Source organism: Corynebacterium sp. HMSC059E07 (assembly GCF_001814395.1).
Lineage (GTDB): Bacteria > Actinomycetota > Actinomycetes > Mycobacteriales > Mycobacteriaceae > Corynebacterium > Corynebacterium hesseae.
This window is the reverse complement of sequence record NZ_KV816288.1, coordinates 18,437-41,779: the sequence shown is the minus strand read 5'-3', so window position 1 is coordinate 41,779 and position 23,343 is coordinate 18,437. Positions and strand designations below refer to the sequence as shown.

Genomic DNA, 23,343 nt, shown 5'->3' with positions numbered 1-23,343 from the left:
TGGAAGAAAAGCGGTAGGTGTCTTTGGGGCGGGTATCACGGTAGGCGATGGAGTCATCCAGGGTTTTACAGATGTCGCGGACTTTGCGTCTGATTTGGCTGCGGGTAGGAAAAGCCTGATTCGCCTTGGTGGGGGTGAAGAAGTCGGCCAGGATGGTGTCGATAAAATCCAGGGTTTCATCCGTCAGGGCTGTCAGGGCTGACATGGGCTGATCAATAGCAATCAAGGACTCGATGTCGAGCAGGCACAAGGTGTCTTGTATGGCTTTGACTTTCGGCAGGCTATCAAGGCGGTGGATAGCACGCAGACCTGCTTTGATGTGACCTTCTGGCAGTGACCAGGCAGCCACCAAGCTTAAAGCGGTGGTGTTGATATCAGCCTGCAGGCTGGGCATAGCTGCAACCCAGGTGTTGTAGATAGCGCGGCGGGCTGCCGCACGGGCTATAGCGTGTGGATTATTCGGATTCGTTATTGAGAAGAAAAAGGTAGGTGGGCGTGTGACAGTGGTGGTCATGGAAGTCTCCCCCGAGACTGATTCTATTTTAGAAGCTGTGTTCTAATAGTAATTCTAGTACCACATGACCTGTATGGCCATGGGCAGTGGTAAATTAATGTCAAGTCGTTACTATAAACGGGGGTAGCGGCACCATGTTAGCCAGGAGGTTCGATAGGGCGTAGTAGGGGGGGGAGAAAACAATCAAATCCCCACGCGCGTTGTTGGCGGCACGTGGGGCGTGGGGATCTACTGGGCGTCGGAAAGCGCGTAGGCAGCGCCAGCGCTTGCGGCGGTGACGGCCAGGACTGCCGGCCAGGAGCCAATCTTCTTAGCCAGCGGGTGAGAGAGGCCAAACGCGCCGGTGTATAGAGCAGCCAGGCCGGCCGTAGTGGCTGGGTTCGTCTTAGCCCACCAGCTGCGTCCGGCCCAGACGCCAGCGGCGGCGAGCACTACGCCGCCAAGCGGGCGGATTCCAGTTTCCCGAGCTGTGAGCCAACCGCCAATGAGACCCAGAGAGACGGTCGCGGCCGTCGATACGTCCTGTGGTTTCTTGATGTCAATCATTCCCATGCGCTTCAGTTTAGGCCGCCTGCATGGGCGGTGGCTAGACTTCCCTCCATGAATCACGCAGCAACGCCCACGTCAGAAAAGCAAGCTTGGCTCGCCATGGCGGCGCTGTCACTCGGCTTTTTCATGTCGTTGCTCGACCAATCCATGATTGCCGTTGCGCTTCCCGACGTCCGTCGTGAGTTCAACGCCGACGTCAATCAGGTGCTGTGGGTCTCCGCCATCTATTTGCTCGCCGTGGTCGTGCCCCTCCTGTTTACTGGAAGGCTAGGGGATATTTACGGGCAGAAGCGAATGTTTCAGCTCGGCAACGGACTCTTTGGCCTTGGTGCACTGCTTTGTGCGCTGGCGCCATCCGTAGAGTTTCTCATCGCCGCGCGGTCGCTACAAGGTCTAGGTGCCTCCATTCAGATGCCGCAGACCATGGCGGTGATCAACCGTGTTTTCCCTCGTGAGCGGCGCGGCCGTGCGCTGGGTGCCTGGGGCGTGGTGGGTTCGCTGGCCACTCTTGCTGGACCGCTTGTGGGAGGCTTCGTCGTAGCCGCGTTTGGGTGGCAGGCGGTCTTTTGGATCCACATTCCCATTGTCATTGCAGCGATTGTCCTTTCCGGCCTGTGGGTGCCTGCCTTGCCGACGGCGACCGGAAGGATTGATTTCGTGTCGGTAGGGGCGTCGTTTGTCGCGTTGACCTGCTTCGTCTTTGCGGTGCAACAAGGGCCAGAGACTGGCTGGCCGTGGTGGATTTGGACCCTCCTCGTCGCCGGAATTGTCGGCATGGCTATCTTCGTGCGCCTGCAATCATCCCGTGGGGCGGCAGCGCTCGTTCCGCTTGGGTTGTTTAAGGACCGTAACTACTCCGTGGGCACGGTGGCCATCGTGTCCATGGGCTTTATGGCTGCGTCGATGATGATTCCGATCATGATGTGGTTGCAGGTCGAGGAGGGGATATCGGCGGGAGATGCCGGAATGATCGTTACGCCGATGGCTCTGGTTTCTTTGTGCGTGTCACCACTAGCGGGCATTTTGGCAGATAGGCTGCATCCGCGACTACTAGCGCTCACGGGATTCGGCATCTTGATTGCCACTTTCGCCGTGCTGTGGTTCCTCATGCATGCGGGTGTTTCGGGGTGGTGGCTGAGCCTGCCATGTGCGGCCTTGGGGGCGGGACAGTCCTTTATTTGGGGATCCAATGCCGCGACGACGATGCGCGATATTGATGCACATCTCATGGGAGCTGCTTCCGGTGTCTATAACACATCGCGACAGGTGGGCTCGGTGATTGGTGTGGCCGGCGTATCAGCAGTCATGCAGGTCGCCGGCGCGGCGGACTCTCTGGTCGCTATCGTTGCGATCCTTTTCGTCGGGTGTATTGCTTCGCTCTTCTTCCGGGATACCCTGCACGCTGATGTGGAGACTGCGAGCCAATAGGGAAGCGAGTAGATTGGATGTCATGCGTCTTGCTGTACTGACATCCGGTGGTGATTGCCCCGGTCTGAATGCTGTTATCCGCGCGGTCGTTCGCACCGCATCCAACGAGTTCGGCGATACGGTCGTCGGCTACGAGGACGGCTGGGTTGGTCTGATGGAAGACCGACGCCGTGACCTTTATGACGACGCTGAAATTGACCGCATCCTCCTTCGCGGCGGAACCATCCTTGGTACTGGCCGCCTCCACCCAGATAAGTTCAAGGCTGGGCTGGACACCATCAAGGCCAATATGGCCGATGCTGAGGTTGATGCGCTCGTCGCCATTGGCGGCGAGGGAACTCTCAAGGGTGCTAAGTGGCTTTCTGACAACGGTATCCCAGTTGTCGGCGTGCCAAAGACCATCGATAACGACGTCAATGCAACGGACTACACCTTCGGTTTCGACACGGCCGTGTCCGTGGCCACCGATGCGATTGACCGCCTCCACACCACTGCTGAGTCCCACAACCGCATCCTCATCGTGGAGGTCATGGGCCGCCACGTTGGGTGGATTGCGCTGCATGCAGGCATGGCCGGCGGCGCGCACTACACGGTCATCCCTGAGGTTCCATTCGATATCGCAGATATCACCAAGGCGATGGAACGCCGCTTCCAGATGGGTGAGAAGTATGGCATCATCTGCGTCGCCGAAGGAGCACTTCCCAAGGAAGGCACCATGGACTTCGAAGCGGGCGGTGTCGATCAGTTTGGTCACCAGACCTTCAACGGAATTGGTCAGGTCATCGGCGATGAGATCAAGAAGCGCACTGGTTACGACGTGCGCACGACGGTCCTCGGCCACATCCAGCGCGGCGGCACGCCGACGGCGTATGACCGCGTCCTGGCAACCCGTTACGGCACCCACGCCGCCCGTGCTGCGCACAATGGTCAGTCCGGAATGTGCGTCGCCCTCCACGGTGAAAACATCGATCTCGTCCCGCTCGAGGATGCCGTGGGCAAGCTGAAGGTGGTTCCGGCAAAGCGTTATGCCAACGCGCAAGCCCTCTTTGGTTAAACGCCGTGACAAGGTCGCCCATAGTTAATAAAGGTTTCGATGACAAGCGTATTAGCTTTCCTTGCTGAGCAGCCGGTCCTGTTGGTGTTTTTGCTGATTGGCATCGGCATGGCGCTCGGCGGCATCAAAACCCGGGGAATTAGCTTAGGGGCGGCCGCCGTTCTCTTCCTTGGTATTGCTTTTTCGGCCGCCGCCTCCGCCATTGGTGTGGAGGCCTCCGTACCTCCCATTCTGGGAATGCTCGGGTTGGTGCTCTTTGCCTTTGGCATTGGCAATAATTCTGGGGTGTCCTTCTTTAAGTCGCTGAAAACCGCGACGGGCCCAGTGCTGTCGATGATTGGAGTCTTCATCGTCGCGGCGCTTGCCGCGTGGGGGTTGGGCACTTATGTCTTTGGGCTATCGAATGCCACCATCGCGGGTACTTTTGCCGGCGCTGTGACGAATACCCCCGCGTTGGCGGCGGCGTCGGAAGCTACGGGTGATCCCGGCGCAGCAACCGTGGGCTACGCGGTTTCTTACTTATTCGGCGTCATCGGCATGCTCGCGGCCACGGTGCTCGTGCTTCGCGACGCCGGGAATGACGACGACACCCTGTCACCCGTCACGCGCCAGCACATGCAGATTTTGAGAGAAATCGCGGTGGCAGAGATTGCAGACATCGGCAACGGGGAAGTGCAAGTGACCCGCCTGCGGCGCGTCGGCAGCAATGATATCGTCCTGCCGAAGTTTTTCGATGTGTTGCACCCAGGTGATGTGGTCACGCTCGTCGGTGCCCCGGAAGATCTGGACAATATCATTGAGCGCGCTGGCCGTGAATCCCCGCAGATCCTCAACGATGACCGCCACGAGCTAGACTTTCGTCGCATTACTATCTCCGAGCACAGCTTGGCTGGCCTGACTATTGCGGAGCTGAACAACCAGCTGTCTGACCGGTGGGGCGCGCGCATTTCGCGCGTTCGCCGTGCGGACAACGATCAGGTTGCTATCCCCGAACACATCGTGGAGCTGGGAGATCGCGTGCGCGTCGTGGGCTCAAAGAAGTCGCTGCGCGAGATCTCAAACTTTCTTGGGGATTCTTCGCAAGGCCTAACCGATATCAACCCCGTATCCCTCGGCCTCGGCTTGGCCCTTGGCATCTTTGTAGGGCATATCGATATCCCGCTTCCGGGCGGATCTTCCTTCAACCTCGGTACTGCCGCCGGCGTTCTCATCGTCGCGTTGGTCATGGCGCGGATTGGGCGAATCGGCAATACAGTGACCGCATTGCCGCACTCAGCCAACACGATTCTTTCCGAGCTCGGACTGTTGCTCTTCTTGGCCCAAGCCGGAACGAATGCGGGCGGGGAGATCGCCGGTGCCTTTACAGGCGGCGCGTGGTGGAAGATTCTTCTCCTTGGCATCATCATCACAACGCTGGTCGCATTCGGGTTTGCCTTTGTGATGCGCCGATTCCTGCGCGTCGGCGCTACAAAGACGGCGGGTGCTATGGCCGGAGCTCAGACTCAACCGGCAGTTCTCGCTTTTGTGAATAATCGGACGAGCACTGATCAGCGTGTGTCCTTGGGCTATGCCATGGTGTATCCAGCGGCCATGATTGCCAAAATTCTTATTACGCACGGCATCACCTTGTTGGGTTAGGCGGTTGCGCACGGTGTCGCGTTAACATACTAAGATGGCACGCATGACTGCTGCGATGTATGACCTGATGGACTACGACGAGGTCCTGGAAAAGTTCGAACCCGTAATGGGCATGGAAGTTCACGTGGAGCTCAATACGGAAACCAAGATGTTCTCCACCTCGCCCACGAACTTCAACGCAGCCCCCAATTCCAACGTGGACCCGGTTTCGCTGGGTCTGCCCGGAGCATTGCCGGTGGTGAATTCAAAGGGCGTGGAAGGCGCCATCAAGATCGGTCTGGCGCTGAACTGCAAGATTGCGGAATCGTCGCGCTTTGCCCGCAAGAATTACTTCTACCCGGATCAGCCGAAGAACTATCAGATCTCTCAGTATGATGAGCCGATTGCATACGACGGCTACCTTGACGTCGTTCTCGATGACGGCACCGAGTGGCGCGTAGAGATTGAGCGCGCCCACATGGAAGAGGACACCGGAAAGCTCACCCACTTGGGTGGCGCGGACGGCCGCATCCATGGCGCGACCTCCTCGCTGGTGGATTGCAACCGCGCGGGCATTCCGCTCATCGAGATTGTGACCAAGCCGATTATTGGCGCCGGTGAGCGTGCCCCCGAGGTTGCCCGCGCCTATGTGTCCGCACTGCGCGAGCTCGTCGCGGCGCTGGGGGTCTCCGATGCCCGCATGGATCAGGGTTCGATGCGCGTGGATTCCAACGTGTCACTGCGCCCGGTGGGCCAGGAAGAGTTCGGCACGCGTACCGAAACCAAGAACATCAACTCCCTGCGCTCGGTCGAGCAGGCGGTGCGTTTTGAGATGCAGCGCCAGGCGCAGGTGCTTGTCGACGGTGGCGAGATCGTCCAGGAAACCCGCCACTACCAGGAAACGGATGGCTCGACCTCGAAGGGCCGCCCGAAGGAGACCGCGGAGGACTACCGCTACTTCAACGACCCGGATCTGCCGCCGGTGATTGTCTCCCGCGAGTGGGTTGAGGAGATCCGCCAAACCCTGCCGGAGATGCCGTGGATTCGCCGCGCCCGCATCCAAGAGGAATGGGGCCTGAAGGACGAGGAGATGCGCGATCTGGTCAACGCTGGCGCGCTCGATCTCATTATCGAAACCGTGGATGCCGGCACCAGCCCGGATGAGGCCCGCTCTTGGTGGGTTTCTTACCTGACCGGTAAGGCTAATGAGGCGGGCGTTGAGCTGAGCGCCCTCGATATCACCCCGGCTCAGGTCGCGCGCGTGGTCGAACTGGTCAAGGAAGGCAAGCTGACCACCAAGCTTGCTCGTAAGGCGGTCGACGGTGTCCTCGAAGGCGAGGGGGATGTCGACGAGGTCGTCGCCAAGCGCGGGCTCGAGGTCGTGCGCGATGACGGCGCAATCGAGAAGGCCGTTGATGATGCCCTGGCAGCCAACCCGGACATCGTGGAGAAGTACAAGGCCGGCAACAAGAAGGTCACCGGCGCCATCGTTGGTGCGGTCATGAAGGCCACCCAGGGTAAGGCTGACCCGGGACAGGTCAACAAGCTGATTGCGAAGAAGCTCTCTTAATTGGTATAAATTTCCATTAGGCGAGGTCAGGCGGCTGCGGGGTACCGTGGTCGCCATGACTATTTCTACTAAAGCACTCCAAAAGACAGGCCCAAACGAACCTTTTAAGGTTGTGACCATCCAGCGCCGTGACCCGCGCGCCGATGACGTCGTCATTGACATCAAGGCTGCGGGCATCTGCCACTCGGATATCCACACCATTCGCAATGAGTGGGGTGAGGCGCACTTCCCGCTGACCGTGGGCCACGAGATCGCGGGCGTGGTTTCCGCCGTGGGGGAGGACGTCACCAAGTTCCAGGTGGGGGACCGCGTCGGCGTGGGCTGCCTGGTGAATTCTTGCGGCGAGTGCGAGCAGTGCCAAGCTGGAATGGAGCAGAACTGCCTTAATGGTGGTGTGGGCACCTATAATTCCACCGACGTCGACGGCACGATCACCCAAGGTGGTTATGCGGAGAAGGTCGTGGTGAACCAGGATTTCGTCCTGCGTATTCCGGATGCCCTTGACTTCGATGTCGCCGCGCCCTTGCTGTGTGCCGGCATTACCACCTACTCTCCGCTGGCTCGCTGGGACGTCAAGGAAGGGCAGAAGGTGGCCGTCGTGGGCCTCGGCGGTTTGGGGCACATGGGCGTGCAGATTGCCGCTGCCAAGGGCGCGGATGTCACTGTCATCTCGCGCACCTCGCGCAAGGCTGAGGAGGCCGCGAAGCTGGGCGCGAACCGTACGCTCGCCACCACCGAAGAAGAGGACTTTTTCAAAAAACACCGCGGGGAGTTCGACTTCATCCTCTCCACGATTTCCGCCGAGTACAGCCTCGAGGACTACCTGCGGATGCTCAAGCCGCGCGGCATCATGTCTGTCGTGGGGCTGCCGCCGGAGGCCCTTCCATTGCGCCTCAACCGCCTGGTAGGCGGCGGCAAGGTGCTCACCGGCAACAACATCGGCGGCATCGCCGAAACCCAGGAAATGCTGGACTTTTGTGCCGAGCACGGCCTGGGAGCGGTCATTGAGAAGGTCGGCGTCGATGACGTCGATGCCGCCTATGAGCGCGTCGTTGCGGGTGATGTGAAGTTCCGATTCGTCATTGATACCGCTACGTTTGCCGAGCATTAAGAGGTGAGCCGCCTCATGCTTTAGCGGCCATTGGAGCAAGCTCTCCACGGCCGCACACCTGTTTTCCTGTCAGGATGGAGTACCGTGGTAGTAGTGTGCCGCCGTACTCCATCAAAGGTATGGCGCGTTTTTATGCGCTAGCCATTAAGCATAAAGAGAAGAAACTAGAAAACAGATAGGAAAACGTGTCTTATAAAAACGTCGTAGGCATCGCTTTGTCCTTCATTGGCTTGCTCGTGGGTGCGGGCTTTGCCACGGGACAGGAAGTTGTCCAGTACTTTACGTCCTTCGGTATTCCCGGCATGTGGGGAATCCTGGTTGCCGGTTTGGTCATGACCCTTGCCGGTACAGTCTTTCTTCAACTAGGAAGCTACTTCCACGCCAGCGAACACAACCAAGTCTTCCGTAACATTACTCACCCGATCATCTCGCGCATTCTTGATGTTGCGGTGATTCTCACGCTGTTTGCGGTGGGCTTTGTCATGCTGGCAGGTGCTGGCTCCAACATGGAGCAGCAGTTCGGTTGGCCTGCCTGGGTAGGTTCGTTGCTCATGCTCGTGCTTGTCATGGTTACGGGTATGTTCGACGTAGACAAGGTCTCCCAAGTTATCGGCCTTTTGACCCCGACCATCATCATCGCCGTTCTTTTCGTGGGCACCTATACCTTGCTGCACATGCCGGAGAGCGTTGATGCGGCGATTAGCGCCTCTGAAGCGATTGAGTCCCCGATCTCGAATTGGTTGGTCTCCGCGCTGAACTACAACGGCCTCGCCCTCATTCTGGCTGTATCGATGTCCTTGGTGATCGGTGGCGATAACATCAGCCCGCGCGAGGCCGGCGTTGGTGGCATCGTAGGCGGCGCGGTGTACGCGGTGCTCATGGGTATCGCTGGTTTCTCCTTGCTGATGAACGCGGAGAATGTGGGAGATTCAGATATTCCGATGCTGACCCTAGTGGACAACGTTCACCCAGTCCTTGGCGTTATCATGGCAGTCATCATCTACCTGATGATCTTCAACACGGCCATCGGCATGTTCTATGCGCTGGGTAAGCGTTTGTCCTCCGGCAACGAGTCCAAGTACCGCATTATCTTTATCGCCGGCTGCCTTGCAGGTTTCGCGGTTTCCTTCGCCGGCTTCAAGGCGCTCATGCAGTATGTGTACCCGGTTCTGGGCTACATGGGCATCGTCCTCGTCGTCATCCTGGTGGTTGGATGGCTGCGCTCCCTGGGCAAGATCAAGGATGAAGGCTTGCGCCGCGAGCGCATCCGCGCCCTGCTTCACCTGAAGCTGCACCCCGATTCGGAATATGACGCAGCGCGTTACGACGATGAGATTGGTCAGCAGATCGCCGATTCCAACATGGATGATGAAGCCCTCTTTGAGGATCTCGTCTCCGATGTGGTCGATGAGCTGGATGCGGACGAGGAGCTCGACTTCGACAAGGAAGAGTGGGAAGAAAACCGCAACGATCACTCCTATTACACCGAGCGCGACGCCGTGGAGCAGGACCGCAGCGACGAAGAGATCAAGGCCTGGGTGGAAGAAACCGGCGCGGTGGGAGACCCCGCTGAGGATGAAGACCTCCCCGAGGACTCACAGAAAAATTAGTGGAGCAAGAGCTTCGCTGTTAGTGCAAACATGACACAGCCGATGACGATGTTGACGACGCGCCACGTCGTCGGCTTGGCCAGCACGTGGGAGAGCTTGTAGGCGCCAAAGCCCAAGGAGGGGAACCACACTGCGCTGGCCATGATGGCGCCGGCTGCGAACACCCAGCGCTGGTCGCCATACTGGTTTGCGATGGAGCCCAGCATGACCAGCGCGTCGACGTAGGCCAAGGGGTTGAGCCACGTCAGCGCCAATGCCCCAAGGACGGGCTTGACCCAGGAATTCGAGCGCATGCGGGGGCGAATTTTGGTGAGCACGGAGGTGCTCGGTGCGCCCGTATTGCCCGCGTTATCATCAACTACTTGGGCCACTGGTGCGGTTTCCTCAATGACAAGCGCTTCCTGTTCCTTCTTGAAGGCATCGCGGAAGCACGTGAAGCCGAAGTAGATGAGGTAGGCCGCGCCGAGGTACTTCACTACGACGAGCGCGGTGGGGAAGCGCTCCACAAGGACGCCGACACCTGCGGTGCCGCCGGTGATCAGGATGACGTCGGAAAGCAAGCATGCCAGCAGGATGGGTCCGACATGGTCGCGTTTAATACCCATCTTGATGATGTAGGCATTCTGCGGTCCGATGGCGATGATGAGGGACAGGCCCAGCGCAAATCCTGCGAGCAATACTGACATGGCTTCTAGTGTGCGTATAACGACATATGAAGTCCAGTTAAATGTTCTACATCTGGTTTAATATTGCTTCATGAACCCGCTGCATACCGAAACACTGCTGGCCATCATCGATGAAGGTTCCTTCGAGGGTGCCGCGGCTGTGTTGGGAATCACTCCCTCGGCCGTGAGCCAGCGCATCAAGGCACTGGAGGTATCGACGGGCCGCATACTCCTGCGCCGCGGGACCCCTGTCACCGTGACTGAGGCGGGGGAGATCGTCGCCCAAGCCGCGCGGCGCATGGCGCTGGTCCAGGCGGAAGCGGATGCGCGGCTTACTGAGCGGTTGTCCCGCGTGCCACTGACCGTTGCCATCAACTCGGATTCCCTGGCCACGTGGTTTCGTCCTGTAATCCAGCGCACCGCCGAGCGCGGTGCGGCGGCGCTGCGTATCCGCATCGAAGATGAGGCCCGCACGCTCGCAATGCTGCGCCGCGGCGACGTTCTGGGAGCTGTGACTCGCGAGCAAACGCCAGTCTCTGGCTGCGAATCCACGTATCTCGGCACCATGCGCTATTTTGCCGTCGCCGCGCCGGAGCTGGCGGAGACCTTTGAGGACTGGGAGACGCTGCCGATCGTGGGCTTCGGGCCGAACGACGCCACGTTGGATGACGCCATGCGTGAGCGCTTCATCGACTCCCACGTCCTGCGCGCACGGGTATCTCAGATTCCCTCCTCGGAGAGTTATGTGGAGGCGGTGCGCTACGGTTTGGGCTGGGGCTTGGTGCCACGCCTGCAGGCCCAGCCATTGCTGGAGTCCGGGGAGCTGGTGCTTCTCGACGACTTCCCGCTCGACATCGACCTCTACTGGCAACGCTGGCGGCTGGAGTCGGAGTTGCTTGCCGACCTCACCGAAGACGTCTTAAACGCTGGCCATGCGGTTTTAGCTTCGCGCCGCGCCGGTAAAGATGCACCATAAGGGTGCTGCGCTGCCTTAAGTTGGAGGTATGAGCGATAAAACTCCTGATAAAGCCACCAACTTTGATGACGATATCCCGACTTACACGGGCAAAGACTCCGTGAAGGACAGCACCCCCGCGGAAGCTGCGGCCGAAAAGCCGAAGAAGAGCAGCCTCTTCCAGCGCCCGGGGCGCGCCGAGCCGCAGGTGATCAAGCCAAAGAAGACTGAAGAGCCCGCCGTTGAGGCCGAACCCGAGGCGAAGACCGAAACCTTTGATAGCGCCTCCAAGGAATCCCTGTCTTTCGACAGCTCTGCCGCTGATGCTGAAACTACTGCTTTCCCACGCGCGAAGGCGACGGCAGGAACCGAAACGGAAACGACTGCAATGCCAGTGGCTGAGGCTGATGAAGAGCCCAGCGCCGTTGCCGTGGCTGACCCTGCGGCTGAGCCAGTCACCGCAACCGAGGCGGAGGCTGTAGAAGAAAAACACTCGTCGGCTCGCCGAGGCACCATTGACTTTGGTCTGCTTTTCGTGCGCCTGGCGCTCAGCGTTTACCTGCTCGTGGCGGGTGCTTCGACCTTCTTCAAGCTCGGCGGCAACGAGGGGCTGTCAGGCTTGGAGAACGAGTTCAGTGAGTACACCATGGCGGCGGCCTTGGCCATCGGCGTGCCCACCGTTCAGCTCATTGCCGGTGCCTTCCTGCTTCTGGGTCTAGTTACACCGCTGGCGGCCATGTTCGGCCTTATCGTCACAGGCTTCTCCGCTATTCACGGCCTCAACGCCTCCGGTGCTGGGTTGGATGTCTTTGCCTGGAATGAGAGCGTCTGGCTGGGTCTGGTGCTCTTTGTTATCGCTGTGGCCCTGCAGTTCACCGGTCCGGGATTCATCTCCCTTGACTTCAATCGCTCCTGGACCCGTCGCCCACTGGCAACCTCGTGGGTCTTTGTCGTCATTGGCGTTGCCGCGCTCGTGGCCATCTGGTGGTTTGGAGCTGGCGTCAACCCGTTGAGCTAAGAGTTTTAGCGCCTACTTAAGCTCCCAGCCTGCAGTTATACACCAACTGTTGTTGTTTTCCATTGCGTAAAGTAAGTTGGTTTCCGTAATGGAAAACAATGACTTTGGTGCCGCAGGAGGGGAGCTTTAGTTTTGTCCGATCAGGATGTTCGAGAAGCACTCGCATTTGAGGAGCAACAACAGCTAGCCGCGGCGAAGCGGCCGCCTATCTGGCTGAGCTTGCTCGCATCGGCTGCTTACGGCGCGTGGTTTGCCTACATGTGGATCAAGGATGACGTCCATCCTCTCGTTCTTGTTGGTGGACTGCTTCTTGTACTCGGGCTCTTGGTGAGTCTTGCCTTCTTTTACCGCACGGGGGTGCGGGATTCGATGCGTCAGAAGGTTGATCCGCACGCCTCCAGGAATGTGACCTGGCGCTTCTACGCAGGATTGGGGTTTATGATGCTGCCGGCACTGTTCAATCCCTTTGTTGAAGGGCACGTTATTGCCTCGTGCATCGCAGGTGTGCTGTGCAGTTTGTCGGTCTTTTGGACGTTGCACACCGGTGCGCTGAATAGGATGCCGCGATGAGTGAGCTCGATCCGATAATCCACCCGCTCAACCGCTTTAAGATTTGCGCCACGCTCAATGCCTTTGGCGCCACACAGGGTGGGGACGTCAACCGTGAGATGAAATTCGCTATGTTGCGCGATCGCACGGAGCTTTCCGACGCCTCCCTGTCCAAGCAGCTCGGAGCGTTAGAACAAGCCGGCTACGTGACTCGCTTCCGCGAATATGGCACCAGCCGTGCTAAGGACTCGGTGTGGGTCGCATTGACTGAGCACGGCAAGATTGCCTTCGACGGTCACTTGGCAGCACTCAAGGATTTAGCTGAGGGCTGAGTTGGGCGCATGGTATGGCGTCGCTGAGGTGCCAATGTTGCCAAAGTTTTCCCTCGCGCTGCAGTGGCGGCGCACAACTTTGTCAGAACGGGCAGTTTTGCGTTTCGGGGCTTAGTTGGTTTGGGCCGCAGCGAGTTCGGTTTGTGGCTTGCCTGCTTGGACCTTGAGGCAGATGGCGTAGAGAATCCAGCTGAGTAGTGCCAGCCACACGAAGTCATCGACCAAGAACTTCTGGTACAGCGGCATCGCGTGGACATCGATGCTATCGCCGAACCACCACTTCGGCGGAACGGTCAGCAGCATGCCTGCCCAAGCCGCGAGAACAGCCAGCAAGCTGCCAGCGACCCAGGTGGAATTCCGCCAGGACCATGCGCGGTAGACCAGAACCGGCACGATGAGCGACAGCCACACCCAGTGGTGTGACCACGAGACGGGGGAGATGAGCAACATGATGGTGGCGGTGGTGAGGTGGGCGTCGACAAGCAGGCCGCGCCGCATCTGAGCCAGGATGAGTGCGGAGCCGAGGCCGATGACCGTGAGCGCAGCCACGAGCCACAGCACGTTGATGAGCATACCGTTGTTATCCATGGCCTCTTGGGAGGTGAAGAGTCGCTGGATGACACCCTTGAGCGAGGAATTGGACTGATAGTCCGTAGCCACGCCGAAGTCTGCGCCCTTGCCCATATCGAGAAGCTTCGAGCTGAAGAATTCGACAAAGGCCTCCCAGCGGTAGGCCGCGGCCAACAGCGTAGCCACGACAGTGGAGGCGAAGGCCGTGAGGATTGGCTTCCACTCGCGGCGCAGCAGGAAGTAGAGCAGCATGGCCAACGGGGTGATCTTGATGGCTGCCGCGAGGCCTATCAGCCAGCCTTGCGGGAGCTTGCGTTTGCGGGGGACGAGATCGAAGATGACCAACGCCATGATGACGATGTTGATCTGCGCAAAACCGTTGTTGAGGCGGATGGGTTCAAAGAACATCGCCGCGGCCCACGCGATCGCCACGGTGGGCCACAGGTGAGGCACCTTGAGTGCACGGAAGATCGCGTAGAGGCAGGCGAAGATCAGCGCATCCGAGAGGACGATCATGATATCGCCCGCCAGGGCGTCACTCATCCAATCAAAGGCTGTCAGCGGCACCATGACCAGTGCCCCGAAGGGCGGGTAGATAAAGGGGAGCGCCAAATCCCCGGCGTACATGGGCTCCGAGTAGACCGAGCGGCCCTCCATGAAGGCGCGCACGCCCTCACGGTAAATGATCATGTCCACAGGGTAGTCCGTGTGGAGGACGTGGCGGATGACGCCCACCAGGCCAATGATGAGCCCGGCGGCGGTCAGGAGTGTGCGCCTTGCGGCGTTAGTGGCGAAATTCATCGCCCCATACTCTAATTGACGTAGCCATCCACCACGCGCACCGCACCACGGTCAGCGGAGGTGGCCATGTTGGCGTAGGCGCGCAGTGCCTTGGTGACTGGCCGGTTTCGCTCTTTCGGCGTCCAGGGCTTCTCGCGCTGCTCCTCGGTGTCGCGGCGGCGTTCCAAGACTTCTTCGTCCACATCGAGAGTGAGCTGGCGCTCGCGGATGTTGATGGTGATGGGGTCACCGTTTTCCACTAAGCCAATGAGGCCGCCGTGGGCAGCTTCGGGGGAGATGTGGCCGATGGACAGGCCGGAGGTACCGCCGGAGAAGCGGCCATCGGTAATCAAGGCGCAGGCCTTGCCCAAGCCAGAACCCTTGAGGAAGGAAGTCGGGTGCAGCATCTCCTGCATGCCGGGACCGCCCGCGGGGCCCTCGTAGCGGATGACGATGACATCGCCAGGCTGGACCTCCTTTTTCAGGATGATGGATACGGCCTCCTCCTGGGATTCCACCACGCGGGCTGGGCCGGTAAAGGTCCACAGTTCCTCGTCAACGCCGGCAGCCTTGACGATGGCCCCGTTGGGGGCGAGGTTGCCGCGCAGGACAACGAGGCCGCCGTCGGAGGAGAAGGCATGCTCGGCGTCGTGGATGCAGCCGTTGGAAGCGTCAGTATCCAGCTCATCCCAGCGGTTGGACTGGCTGAAAGGCTCGGTGGTGCGCACGCCGCCGGGGGCGGCGAAGAAGAGCTCGCGGGCAGCGTCGGTAGCCTTGCCGCCGCGGATATCCCACTCGTCGAGCCACTCCTCAGCGTTGTCGTAGAGGGCGGTATGGACCTTGAGGTTCAAGTGGCCGGCGCGGCGCAGTTCGCCCAAGATGGCAGGGATGCCGCCGGCGCGGTGCACATCCTCGATGTGGTAGGTGCCGTTGGGCGCCACCTTGGACAGGCAAGGCACGCGGTAGGAGATCTCGTTGATGTCCTCGAGGGTGAAGTCCACCTCGCCCTCCTGCGCGGCGGCCAGCGTGTGGAGGATGGTGTTGGTGGAACCACCCATAGCCATGTCCAGCGCCATGGCATTGGTGAAAGCTTCCTTGGTGGCGATGGAGCGCGGGAGAACGGCGTCGTCTTCTTCGCCGTAGTAGCGCTGGCACATCTCGACGATGGTGCGGCCTGCTTGTTCAAAGAGAGCGCGGCGCGCGCTGTGGGTGGCTAGCGTGGTGCCGTTGCCTGGCAGTGCGAGTCCGAGCGCTTCGGTGAGGCAGTTCATGGAGTTGGCGGTGAACATGCCGGAGCAGGAACCACAGGTGGGGCAGGCGGATTCCTCCACGCGGGTTAGGCCCTCGTCGGAGACGGCGTCGCTGGCCGACGCCGTGATTGCCGTAATCAGATCTGTCGGCGCGTGCGCCACGCCATCGACAACAACGGCCTTGCCGGCCTCCATCGGGCCGCCGGAGACGAAGATGGTGGGGATGTTGAGGCGCAGCGCGGCGTTCAACATACCCGGGGTGATCTTGTCGCAGTTGGAGATGCACACTAGGGCGTCGGCAGTGTGGGCGTTGACCATGTACTCGATGGAATCGGAGATGATCTCACGCGAAGGAAGGGAGTACAGCATGCCGCCGTGGCCCATGGCGATGCCATCGTCGACGGCAATGGTGTTGAATTCCTTGGGCACACCGCCGGCTTCGCGCACGGCATCGGCCACGATGTCACCGACGTTCTTGAGGTGGACGTGGCCGGGGACGAACTGGGTAAAGGAGTTGGCAATAGCGACGATTGGCTTGCCAAAGTCACTCTCCTTGGAGCCGGTAGCGCGCCATAGTGCGCGCGCACCGGATGCCTGGCGGCCAACAGTCGTGACTTTGGAGCGGAGCGGGTACATGGTTATTCCTTTAATTCGGGGTGTTTCTTGAGGTACTCGGCGTATTCCTCCTTGGTGAGGAGGACTTGCTGGCCATCTCGGTGGACGATGATGACCTTGTCGTCGGCAGCATCACGGCCTGCAGTCAATGCGTCGGGGATGCGCCCATTGGAAGCGGCGGCAAGGCGGGGGAGGGAGTTGAAGGTCACTCCCGGCAGGTTGAAGTTGTTGCCGCTTGTGGTGCGGGCGTAGGCCCGCGAGCGCTGGAAGCCGATTCCCTTGAAGTCGCCCCACGCGATGTTCTTGGGGCCGCGGAAGCCATAGGTGATGTGGATGCCCTTGCCGTCAACGGTGGTGCGTGCGCGTAGAACCCACCAGATGGCCAGCACCGGGAAGATGAGGACCCAAAAGAGGTACTTCGGAGCCCAGCCAATGCTGAGAAATGCAATGGCGGCGAGGATGCCAATGCCGAGGAGATGTTCGCGGGTGGGCTTGAACGTTTCGGCCGTGGGGTGTTCGGCACGAGTTGATGCGTTCTGCGGGTGTGAGGACGTCATAGTGGGTCATCGTAATTGACTGTGCGGCGCGGTGGCGAACCGCCCCACCTGTGCAATCTCGCAAAATGAGAAAAAGATCCCAAAAATGGGGGTAAATGCCAGCGGTGGTGTTTCTATCAGTGTACAGTTTAGCCCATGATCATTATTCGACTTCACCTCGTAGTAGTACCCGGGCGGCGCGAGCCGTAGCGAGTCCACAAGTGACGTCGACCAGCAAGCGCCCCCGTTACCTTCACACCCAGGAAGGAAAGACGGGGGCGTTAGTCGTTGGATGATCTCTTCACCACCCACCCCACTGAAGGAGCACATCAACCGTGACAGCTTCCACACCGCCACAGCGGGCGCCCGAGCGCATCACGGGCGCACACGCCATTGTCCGCACCCTCGAAGATCTCGGCACCGAGCTTGTCTTCGGCATTCCGGGTGGCGCCGTGCTTCCGCTGTACGACGCCCTCTTTGAATCCACGAAGCTGCGCCACGTGCTCACCCGCCACGAGCAGGGGGCCGGCCATGCAGCCGAAGGCTACGCCCAAGCATCCGGAAAGGTCGGCGTCATGATTGCTACCTCCGGCCCGGGTGCGACCAACCTGGTGACCCCGCTGGCTGACGCTAACCTGGACTCGATTCCCGTCGTGGCAATCACGGGCCAGGTGGGCAGCTCCCTGCTGGGCACCGATGCCTTCCAAGAGGCTGATATCCGTGGCGTGACGATGCCAATTACGAAGCACAACTTCATCGTCACCAAGGCAGAAGATATCCCCGGGGCGATCGCGGCAGCCTTCCATTTGGCCGCCACTGGGCGCCCAGGGCCTGTGCTCGTGGATATTCCGAAGGACGTGCAGAACGCTTATATGGAATATTCGGGCCCAAGGATGCCGGAACTACCGGGGTACAAGCCCACGACTACTCCGCACCCGCGCCAGATTACCCAGGCTGTTCAGCGCATTGCGCGCGCCGAGCGTCCGGTGCTCTACGTTGGCGGCGGCGTCATCAAGGCCGAAGCCTCCCGCGAGCTGCGCGAGTTCGCGGAGCTGACCGGAATCCCTGTGGTGACCACGCTTATGGCTCTCGGTGCCTTCCCGGATAATCACCCGCAGCACATGGGTATGCCCGGCATGCACGGCACGGTGCCGGCGGTCGCGGCCCTGCAGCGGGCGGACCTTATCATCGCCGTGGGCGCACGCTTCGACGACCGCGTGACCGGTGATACGGACACCTTTGCTCCCCACGCCGAGGTGATCCATGCCGACATTGACCCGGCGGAGATCGGCAAAATCCGCGAGGTGGCTGTTCCCATCGTGGGCGATGCCCGCGAGGTGCTTTTGCGACTGACCAAGGCTTATGCCAATGATGCGGAGTTGGATGCCCCGCGAATTGGTCCGTGGATGGAGTATTTGGGGAACATGCAGCGCCGCTTCCCGCGCGGCTTTGAGCCGACGTCAGATGGCCTGCTCAACCCGCAAGAGGTGATCCAAAAACTCAGCTCCATCGTTGGCCCGGAGGCTATCTACTGTGCGGGCGTGGGTCAGCACCAGATGTGGTCGGCGCAGTTCCTCGACTTCGAGCACCCCCGCAGCTGGATCAACTCCGGTGGTGCCGGCACGATGGGCTACGCCGTGCCCGCGGCGCTGGGCGCAAAGGCTGCCTGCCCGGAGCGAGAGGTCTGGGCTATCGATGGCGATGGCTGCTTCCAGATGACGAACCAGGAGCTGACCACCGCGGCCGTGGAAGGCTTTCCCATCAAGGTTGCCGTGATCAATAACGGCAACCTGGGCATGGTGCGCCAGTGGCAGACGCTCTTCTATGACAACAAGTACTCCCACACCAAGCTGCGCGAGCACGACGAGTATGTGCCGGACTTTGTCAAGCTCAGCGAAGCTCTTGGCTGCGAGTCCATTCGCGTCACCACGGCGGAAGAGATTGGCCCGGCGATTGAACGAGCGCGCTCAATTAATGACCGTCCAGTGGTCATTGACTTCATCGTGGGCCAGGATGCCCAGGTGTGGCCGATGATTGGCGGCGGGGCTTCTAACGAGGAAATCCAGTACGCCCTGGGCCTGCGCCCGCTGTTTGATGACAATGAGTCCGCGGCCGAGGAACCGGCCGACATCCACGAATCTCTCGAGGAGGCCGAAAACAATGGCTAAAGACGACATCACCCGACACATCCTCTCCGTTCGGGTTCAGGATATTGAGGGCATCATCTCCCGTGTGACCGGTATGTTCACCCGCCGCGGCTACAACCTCATCTCATTGGTGTCTGCCCGGACCGAGACGGAGGGTATTAACCGCCTGACCATCGTCGTGGATGCCTCCGAGGTCATCATCGAGCAGGTGACGAAGCAGCTCAACAAAATCGTCCCGGTGCTCAAGGTGGTTGAGCTCGAGGAAGAGAACACGATTGCCCGCTCCATCATGCTGGTGAAGGTAGCCGCGGATAACTCTAACCGCCCCCAGGTGGTCGATGCAGTGAACATCTTCCGCGCGCGCATCGTGGACGTATCGCCGGAGTCCGTGGTGGTTGAGGCCACCGGTACCCCGGGCAAGCTGCAGGCGCTTCTCGACGTCCTCGAGCCCTTCGGTATCCGCGAGCTGGTGCAATCTGGCAACGTCGCACTGGGACGCGGCCCGAAGGCAATGGCACCGACGAAATAAAATCTCACAAGGTGGGCAAACCGTCCCAAAGTGTGATACAAATTCAATAGACCGAGTCACTACTGGATGCGTAGTGCGAACGAACCCAAAGAGAAAAGGAACATCAAACATGGCTATTGAGACTCTGTACGAATCTGATGCAGACCTGACCATCATCCAGGGCCGCAAGGTCGCCATCATCGGCTATGGCTCCCAGGGCCACGCCCACGCTATGAACCTGCGTGATTCCGGCGTTGAGGTCGCCATCGGCCTGCGCGAAGGCTCGAAGTCCCGCGATAAGGCTGAAGAGGCTGGCTTCAAGGTTTTCAGCAACGCTGAGGCCGCCAAGTGGGCTGATGTCATCATGCTGCTGGCACCGGATACCTCCCAGGCGGCGATCTTTACAGAGGATATCGAACCGAACCTGGAGGACGGCAACGCGCTGTTCTTCGGTCACGGCCTCAACATCCACTTTGGCCTGATCAAGCCGGCGGAGAATATCACCATCGGCATGGTTGCTCCGAAGGGCCCGGGCCACCTGGTTCGCCGCCAGTTCGTTGACGGCAAGGGCGTTCCCTGCCTGATCGCAACCGAGCAGGATCCGAAGGGTGAGGGGCGCGAGCTGACCCTGTCCTATGCTGCGGCCATCGGCGGTGCCCGCGCCGGCGTTATCCCAACCACCTTCAAGGATGAGACCGAGACCGATCTCTTCGGTGAGCAGGCGGTCCTGTGCGGTGGCGTGGAGTACCTGATCATGAACGGCTTCGAGGTCCTGACAGAAGCTGGCCATGAGCCTGAGATGGCTTATTTCGAGGTCTGCCACGAGCTGAAGCTCATCGTTGACCTCATCGTTGAGGGCGGCATCAAGAACATGAACTACTCCTGTTCCGACACCGCTGAGTTCGGTGGCTACCTCTCCGGCCCGCGCGTCATCGACGCTTCCGTGAAGGAGCGCATGAAGGATGTCCTCACTGATATCCAGGACGGCACCTTCGTCAAGCGCCTCGTCGCCAACGTTGAAGGCGGTAATAAGGAGTTGGAGGAGCTGCGCGCCAAGGTGAACTCCCACCCGATTGAGCAGACCGGCTCCCAGCTGCGTGACCTCATGAGCTGGGTCAAGAATCCGTTGGATGCAACTGCCTAAACTGCGCTTCGACTAAAGAATCCCGTTGGCCACTGGTCAGCGGGATTTCCTTTTGATGTGATGTTCGCACATAAACGGGCATGTTCCCACATTTAGTTGTAGGCTCGGGGCCATGGGTTTCTCTACGCCAAGCTATGACCTTAATGACCTTTTCGCTCGCATCGATCGCGGTGATATTCAGCTGCCCGATTTCCAGCGCTCCTATGCCTGGGATGAAGACCGAATTCGATCGCTGATCGTCACCGTCCTGCGCGGCTACCCGCTCGGTGCATTCATGGCCTTGGATACCCGCAATGAAGCCATGCGCTTTCGGCCACGGCCTCTCGCGGGCGCGCCTAACACGGGGGTGAACCCCGGCCTGCTCCTGCTCGATGGGCAACAGAGGCTCACCACCCTGTATCACTGCTTCCGCGGTGAGGGCTTTGTGGATACCACCGATTTCCGCTCCAAGAAAGTCTCCCGCAAGTACTTCGTGGACCTGCGCAAAGCTACCTCCGAGGACATCATGCCGGATGAAGCTGTCTTCGCCATCAACCAGCACGGCGAACTGCGCTCCCACTTCGCGCCGAACATCGAGGGCACCTTGGATAGTCGCGAGGCCGCAGTGCAGGCGTGCTGCATCCCGGTTTCGGCGTTGCTGAGTGAGGAAGGCACCAGCATGCTCTTCGAGCTCGCCGCTGCCAACGATGGCGCCACCCGTGACGTCGTCGCTGCCTTCAATAACCGGATTCTACGGCCCCTGTCCGGCTACACGGTTCCGATGATTCGCCTCTCCCGCGAGACGGCGAGCTCGGGAATTGGCTCCATTTTCGCTCAGGCTAACTCGGCCGGTTTGCAGATGGACGTCTTCGATCTCCTGACGGCTGTCTTTGCTTCTGAAGATCCGGACTTTCACCTGGCGGAGGATTGGGCAGGCGTCGAGAAGCAGCTGCGTGCCTTCCCCGCGCTCGACGGCATCGGCCGCAACGAGTTCCTTTCGGCAGTTTCGCTGCTGGTGTCCGGGGAGAAGGGGAACGCTGGCGGCCAGCGCGAAGATATCTTGCAGCTGTCACTGAATGAGTACCGCAAGGCCTCGCAAACCCTGGTGATTACTTTCCGTGAGGTCGCTGAGTTCTTGGCCGAGCGCTGCATTCTTTCCCTTGAGCAGGTGCCTTATTCCGAGCAGATCATTCCGCTGGCTGTCATCCTTGCGCGCCTGGCAGAAAAGAAGGGCGTGCTGTCCAGCCAGGACGCATGGGACCGCCTCAACCAGTGGTTCTGGAGCGGCGTCTTTGGTGAGCTTTATGGCTCTTCTGCAGTGAGGCTGCGCGCCGCGCGTGATGTCGATGAGGTCACGGCGTGGGTCGCGGGTGAGACCGAGGATGTCCCGAAGACTGTGCGCGATGCCTCCTTCCGCGAGTCCCGCTTGTTGTCTGTGGGGGAGCACGACGGGGTATGGCACGGCCTCTATGCTCTGCTCATGGCACGCGGCGCGAAGGACTGGCGTACCGGCCGCCCGTTCAACCGCCACAGCTTCGAGGAGCTGCAACCAGGCTTCTTCCCGGTCTTCCCGCTTCGTTGGTGTGAGCGCCACGGCGTCAGCGGTGTGCTCGCCAACTCCGTGCTCAACCGCACGCCGATGGGCAAGCGCACAGAAGTTGTCCTCGACGGGCACTCGCCGGAACGCTACCTGCCGCGCGTGCAGTCGAAGTCAATCATGGAAGACGCCGAGTTCGACAGCGTGCTGGCCTCCCATGACTTAGAGCCGGAGCTGCTGACTGCGAAGACTGCGCATCAGTTCTTTGCCGATCGCCGCGAGCGTTTCGTGGGCATCGTTGAGTACGCGCTCAACAAGAAGGTTGTGCGCGACGTGGATGAGGCGAACCTTTCCGGCGGCGAAGAGGGCCCGCAGGCCTTTGCACGTTAAGGTGTCGTTGCTGGGTGCACTGCGTGTCGTGCCTGTAGCGCTGCTGCTGGGCATGAGCGCGCTTGCGGCCGTGGGCTGCTCCTCGTTGGGGCGCGGTGAGCCAATCCTGACGCAGGACATTGCCGCCCGCCCTGAGGCGGAGATTGACCTAGCCCGCGCGAGCGAAGAAAACCGTCTGCGGCTTATTGACCCGCAATTCGCCAACGAGGTTACGGTGGTTGAGGACCGCTGGGGAATTGACTCCGCGCGTTTGTTCTTCAAGGAAAGCAATACGCTGATCTTGGCCGAAGACTCAGATGCCGCTGCCCTGCGGGCCGCGACGCTGAGCGTATCGCAGCGCGTGCCAATGGTGACCTACGATTCCTCGATTCGCCCGCAGATCTCGCAGCTGCTTACCGACCTTGACGTTGACCAGATCCTCGTCATCGGGGATGTCCCATGGGCTAGCCACAATGGCGAACGCGAAGTGGTGCATGATCCGGGAAACACCAAGGCGCTGGGGGAGTACACCGCATTCCGCTTTGAATCCAAGGTGGTGGTGAATCGCGAGCGCATGGTGGACAGCATCACCCGCCTAGATTCCTCAACCAAGACGGAGTTGAAGGCCGCGTGGGAACCCCTGTCGCAGCACCTTACGAAGGAAAAGATGCCAGCGATTCCTGCCCAGGCGCGCCGTGATGCGCAGATGGCACCGGTGATCGTTGCGACGAAGGACAGCCCTTTAGCAAACGTGGTGAACGCCACCGCGTATGGCGGTACGGTGTTCGTGATGGCGCAACCGGATCCGACGGCAACGAAAGCCGGCGCGGCGATTACTGCGGGGTTGGCGGATGGCCCGATCGTGGCCCTCGGGCCGGAATTCGGTTCAGTGACAGAATTCACGCATAAAATCGCTCAGGGCTGGAAAGAATAAAC

At 60.1% G+C, this 23,343-nt stretch carries 20 protein-coding genes and 1 pseudogene; 15 read left to right on the top strand and 6 right to left on the bottom strand.

What is annotated here, in order from left to right; all coding sequences use genetic code 11:
- Both HMPREF2967_RS04935 and HMPREF2967_RS04930 read right to left on the bottom strand, forming a co-directional pair.
- Window positions 1-514 (bottom strand): annotated as a pseudogene (locus HMPREF2967_RS04935) (HNH endonuclease); the annotation flags it as partial.
- Window positions 515-742: 228 nt separating this feature from the next.
- Window positions 743-1,066, bottom strand: coding sequence for a hypothetical protein (locus HMPREF2967_RS04930; RefSeq protein WP_070524461.1), 324 nt, complete (start codon window positions 1,064-1,066; stop codon window positions 743-745).
- A 48-nt stretch (window positions 1,067-1,114) separates the two neighbouring features.
- Here HMPREF2967_RS04930 and HMPREF2967_RS04925 point away from each other — a divergent pair, with 48 nt between their 5' ends.
- From HMPREF2967_RS04925 to HMPREF2967_RS04900, 6 genes are all read left to right on the top strand, one after another.
- Window positions 1,115-2,491, top strand: a complete 1,377-nt coding sequence (locus HMPREF2967_RS04925; protein ID WP_070685242.1) for an MFS transporter — start codon at window positions 1,115-1,117, stop codon at window positions 2,489-2,491.
- Window positions 2,492-2,513: 22 nt separating this feature from the next.
- The gene (locus HMPREF2967_RS04920) at window positions 2,514-3,545 is read left to right on the top strand and encodes an ATP-dependent 6-phosphofructokinase (RefSeq protein WP_070524457.1); all 1,032 of its coding nucleotides are present in this window, start codon (window positions 2,514-2,516) and stop codon (window positions 3,543-3,545) included.
- A 39-nt stretch (window positions 3,546-3,584) separates the two neighbouring features.
- Window positions 3,585-5,183, top strand: coding sequence for an aspartate:alanine exchanger family transporter (locus HMPREF2967_RS04915; protein ID WP_070685240.1), 1,599 nt, complete (start codon window positions 3,585-3,587; stop codon window positions 5,181-5,183).
- A gap of 34 nt (window positions 5,184-5,217) precedes the next feature.
- Complete coding sequence (gene gatB, locus HMPREF2967_RS04910) at window positions 5,218-6,732, top strand: Asp-tRNA(Asn)/Glu-tRNA(Gln) amidotransferase subunit GatB (RefSeq protein ID WP_196189557.1); 1,515 nt, start codon at window positions 5,218-5,220, stop codon at window positions 6,730-6,732.
- Window positions 6,733-6,787: 55 nt separating this feature from the next.
- On the top strand, window positions 6,788-7,843 hold the full coding sequence (locus HMPREF2967_RS04905; RefSeq protein WP_070533057.1) for an NAD(P)-dependent alcohol dehydrogenase: 1,056 nt from the start codon (window positions 6,788-6,790) through the stop codon (window positions 7,841-7,843).
- A gap of 185 nt (window positions 7,844-8,028) precedes the next feature.
- Window positions 8,029-9,453, top strand: a complete 1,425-nt coding sequence (locus tag HMPREF2967_RS04900) for a YkvI family membrane protein (RefSeq protein ID WP_070685238.1) — start codon at window positions 8,029-8,031, stop codon at window positions 9,451-9,453.
- Here HMPREF2967_RS04900 and HMPREF2967_RS04895 read toward each other — a convergent pair.
- Entirely contained in the window at window positions 9,450-10,139 is a 690-nt protein-coding gene (locus tag HMPREF2967_RS04895) for a LysE/ArgO family amino acid transporter (RefSeq protein WP_070685236.1), read from the bottom strand. The two genes, HMPREF2967_RS04900 and HMPREF2967_RS04895, sit on opposite strands and share 4 nt — an antisense overlap.
- Window positions 10,140-10,209: 70 nt before the next feature.
- Between HMPREF2967_RS04895 and HMPREF2967_RS04890 the strand changes: the two genes are divergently transcribed.
- The 4 genes from HMPREF2967_RS04890 to HMPREF2967_RS04875 all read left to right on the top strand — a co-directional run bounded on the left by HMPREF2967_RS04890 (window position 10,210) and on the right by HMPREF2967_RS04875 (window position 12,972).
- Window positions 10,210-11,094: a LysR family transcriptional regulator ArgP gene (locus HMPREF2967_RS04890; RefSeq protein ID WP_070524444.1), complete on the top strand. Its 885-nt coding sequence runs from the start codon at window positions 10,210-10,212 to the stop codon at window positions 11,092-11,094.
- Between the two features lie 28 nt (window positions 11,095-11,122).
- The gene (locus tag HMPREF2967_RS04885; RefSeq protein WP_070685234.1) at window positions 11,123-12,091 is read left to right on the top strand and encodes a DoxX family protein; all 969 of its coding nucleotides are present in this window, start codon (window positions 11,123-11,125) and stop codon (window positions 12,089-12,091) included.
- 132 nt (window positions 12,092-12,223) lie between these two features.
- Window positions 12,224-12,661: a hypothetical protein gene (locus tag HMPREF2967_RS04880; protein ID WP_070564297.1), complete on the top strand. Its 438-nt coding sequence runs from the start codon at window positions 12,224-12,226 to the stop codon at window positions 12,659-12,661.
- A complete protein-coding gene (locus HMPREF2967_RS04875) occupies window positions 12,658-12,972 on the top strand; it encodes a transcriptional regulator (RefSeq protein ID WP_070683062.1) in 315 nt (104 codons plus the stop codon). The genes HMPREF2967_RS04880 and HMPREF2967_RS04875 overlap by 4 nt, the downstream gene beginning before the upstream one ends.
- 111 nt (window positions 12,973-13,083) lie before the next feature.
- On the opposite strand, the gene HMPREF2967_RS04870 is transcribed toward HMPREF2967_RS04875, so the two are convergent.
- The 3 genes from HMPREF2967_RS04870 to HMPREF2967_RS04860 are packed head-to-tail and all read right to left on the bottom strand — an operon-like array spanning window position 13,084 to window position 16,744.
- Complete coding sequence (locus HMPREF2967_RS04870) at window positions 13,084-14,343, bottom strand: glycosyltransferase family 87 protein (protein ID WP_070685232.1); 1,260 nt, start codon at window positions 14,341-14,343, stop codon at window positions 13,084-13,086.
- Window positions 14,344-14,354: 11 nt separating this feature from the next.
- Entirely contained in the window at window positions 14,355-16,208 is a 1,854-nt protein-coding gene (gene ilvD / locus HMPREF2967_RS04865; RefSeq protein ID WP_070685229.1) for a dihydroxy-acid dehydratase, read from the bottom strand.
- A gap of 2 nt (window positions 16,209-16,210) precedes the next feature.
- Window positions 16,211-16,744, bottom strand: a complete 534-nt coding sequence (locus tag HMPREF2967_RS04860; RefSeq protein ID WP_070683065.1) for a PH domain-containing protein — start codon at window positions 16,742-16,744, stop codon at window positions 16,211-16,213.
- A 314-nt stretch (window positions 16,745-17,058) separates the two neighbouring features.
- Here HMPREF2967_RS04860 and HMPREF2967_RS04855 point away from each other — a divergent pair, with 314 nt between their 5' ends.
- The 5 genes from HMPREF2967_RS04855 (at window position 17,059) to HMPREF2967_RS04835 (ending at window position 23,341) form a co-directional block, all read left to right on the top strand.
- On the top strand, window positions 17,059-18,891 hold the full coding sequence (locus HMPREF2967_RS04855; protein ID WP_070685227.1) for an acetolactate synthase large subunit: 1,833 nt from the start codon (window positions 17,059-17,061) through the stop codon (window positions 18,889-18,891).
- Window positions 18,884-19,399: an acetolactate synthase small subunit gene (gene ilvN, locus HMPREF2967_RS04850; protein WP_070528612.1), complete on the top strand. Its 516-nt coding sequence runs from the start codon at window positions 18,884-18,886 to the stop codon at window positions 19,397-19,399. The genes HMPREF2967_RS04855 and ilvN overlap by 8 nt, the downstream gene beginning before the upstream one ends.
- A gap of 109 nt (window positions 19,400-19,508) precedes the next feature.
- Window positions 19,509-20,522, top strand: coding sequence for a ketol-acid reductoisomerase (gene ilvC, locus HMPREF2967_RS04845; RefSeq protein WP_070685225.1), 1,014 nt, complete (start codon window positions 19,509-19,511; stop codon window positions 20,520-20,522).
- A 112-nt stretch (window positions 20,523-20,634) separates the two neighbouring features.
- Window positions 20,635-22,428, top strand: coding sequence for a GmrSD restriction endonuclease domain-containing protein (locus HMPREF2967_RS04840; RefSeq protein ID WP_070685223.1), 1,794 nt, complete (start codon window positions 20,635-20,637; stop codon window positions 22,426-22,428).
- Between the two features lie 28 nt (window positions 22,429-22,456).
- On the top strand, window positions 22,457-23,341 hold the full coding sequence (locus HMPREF2967_RS04835; RefSeq protein ID WP_118854827.1) for a hypothetical protein: 885 nt from the start codon (window positions 22,457-22,459) through the stop codon (window positions 23,339-23,341).
- Window positions 23,342-23,343 lie beyond the last annotated feature (2 nt).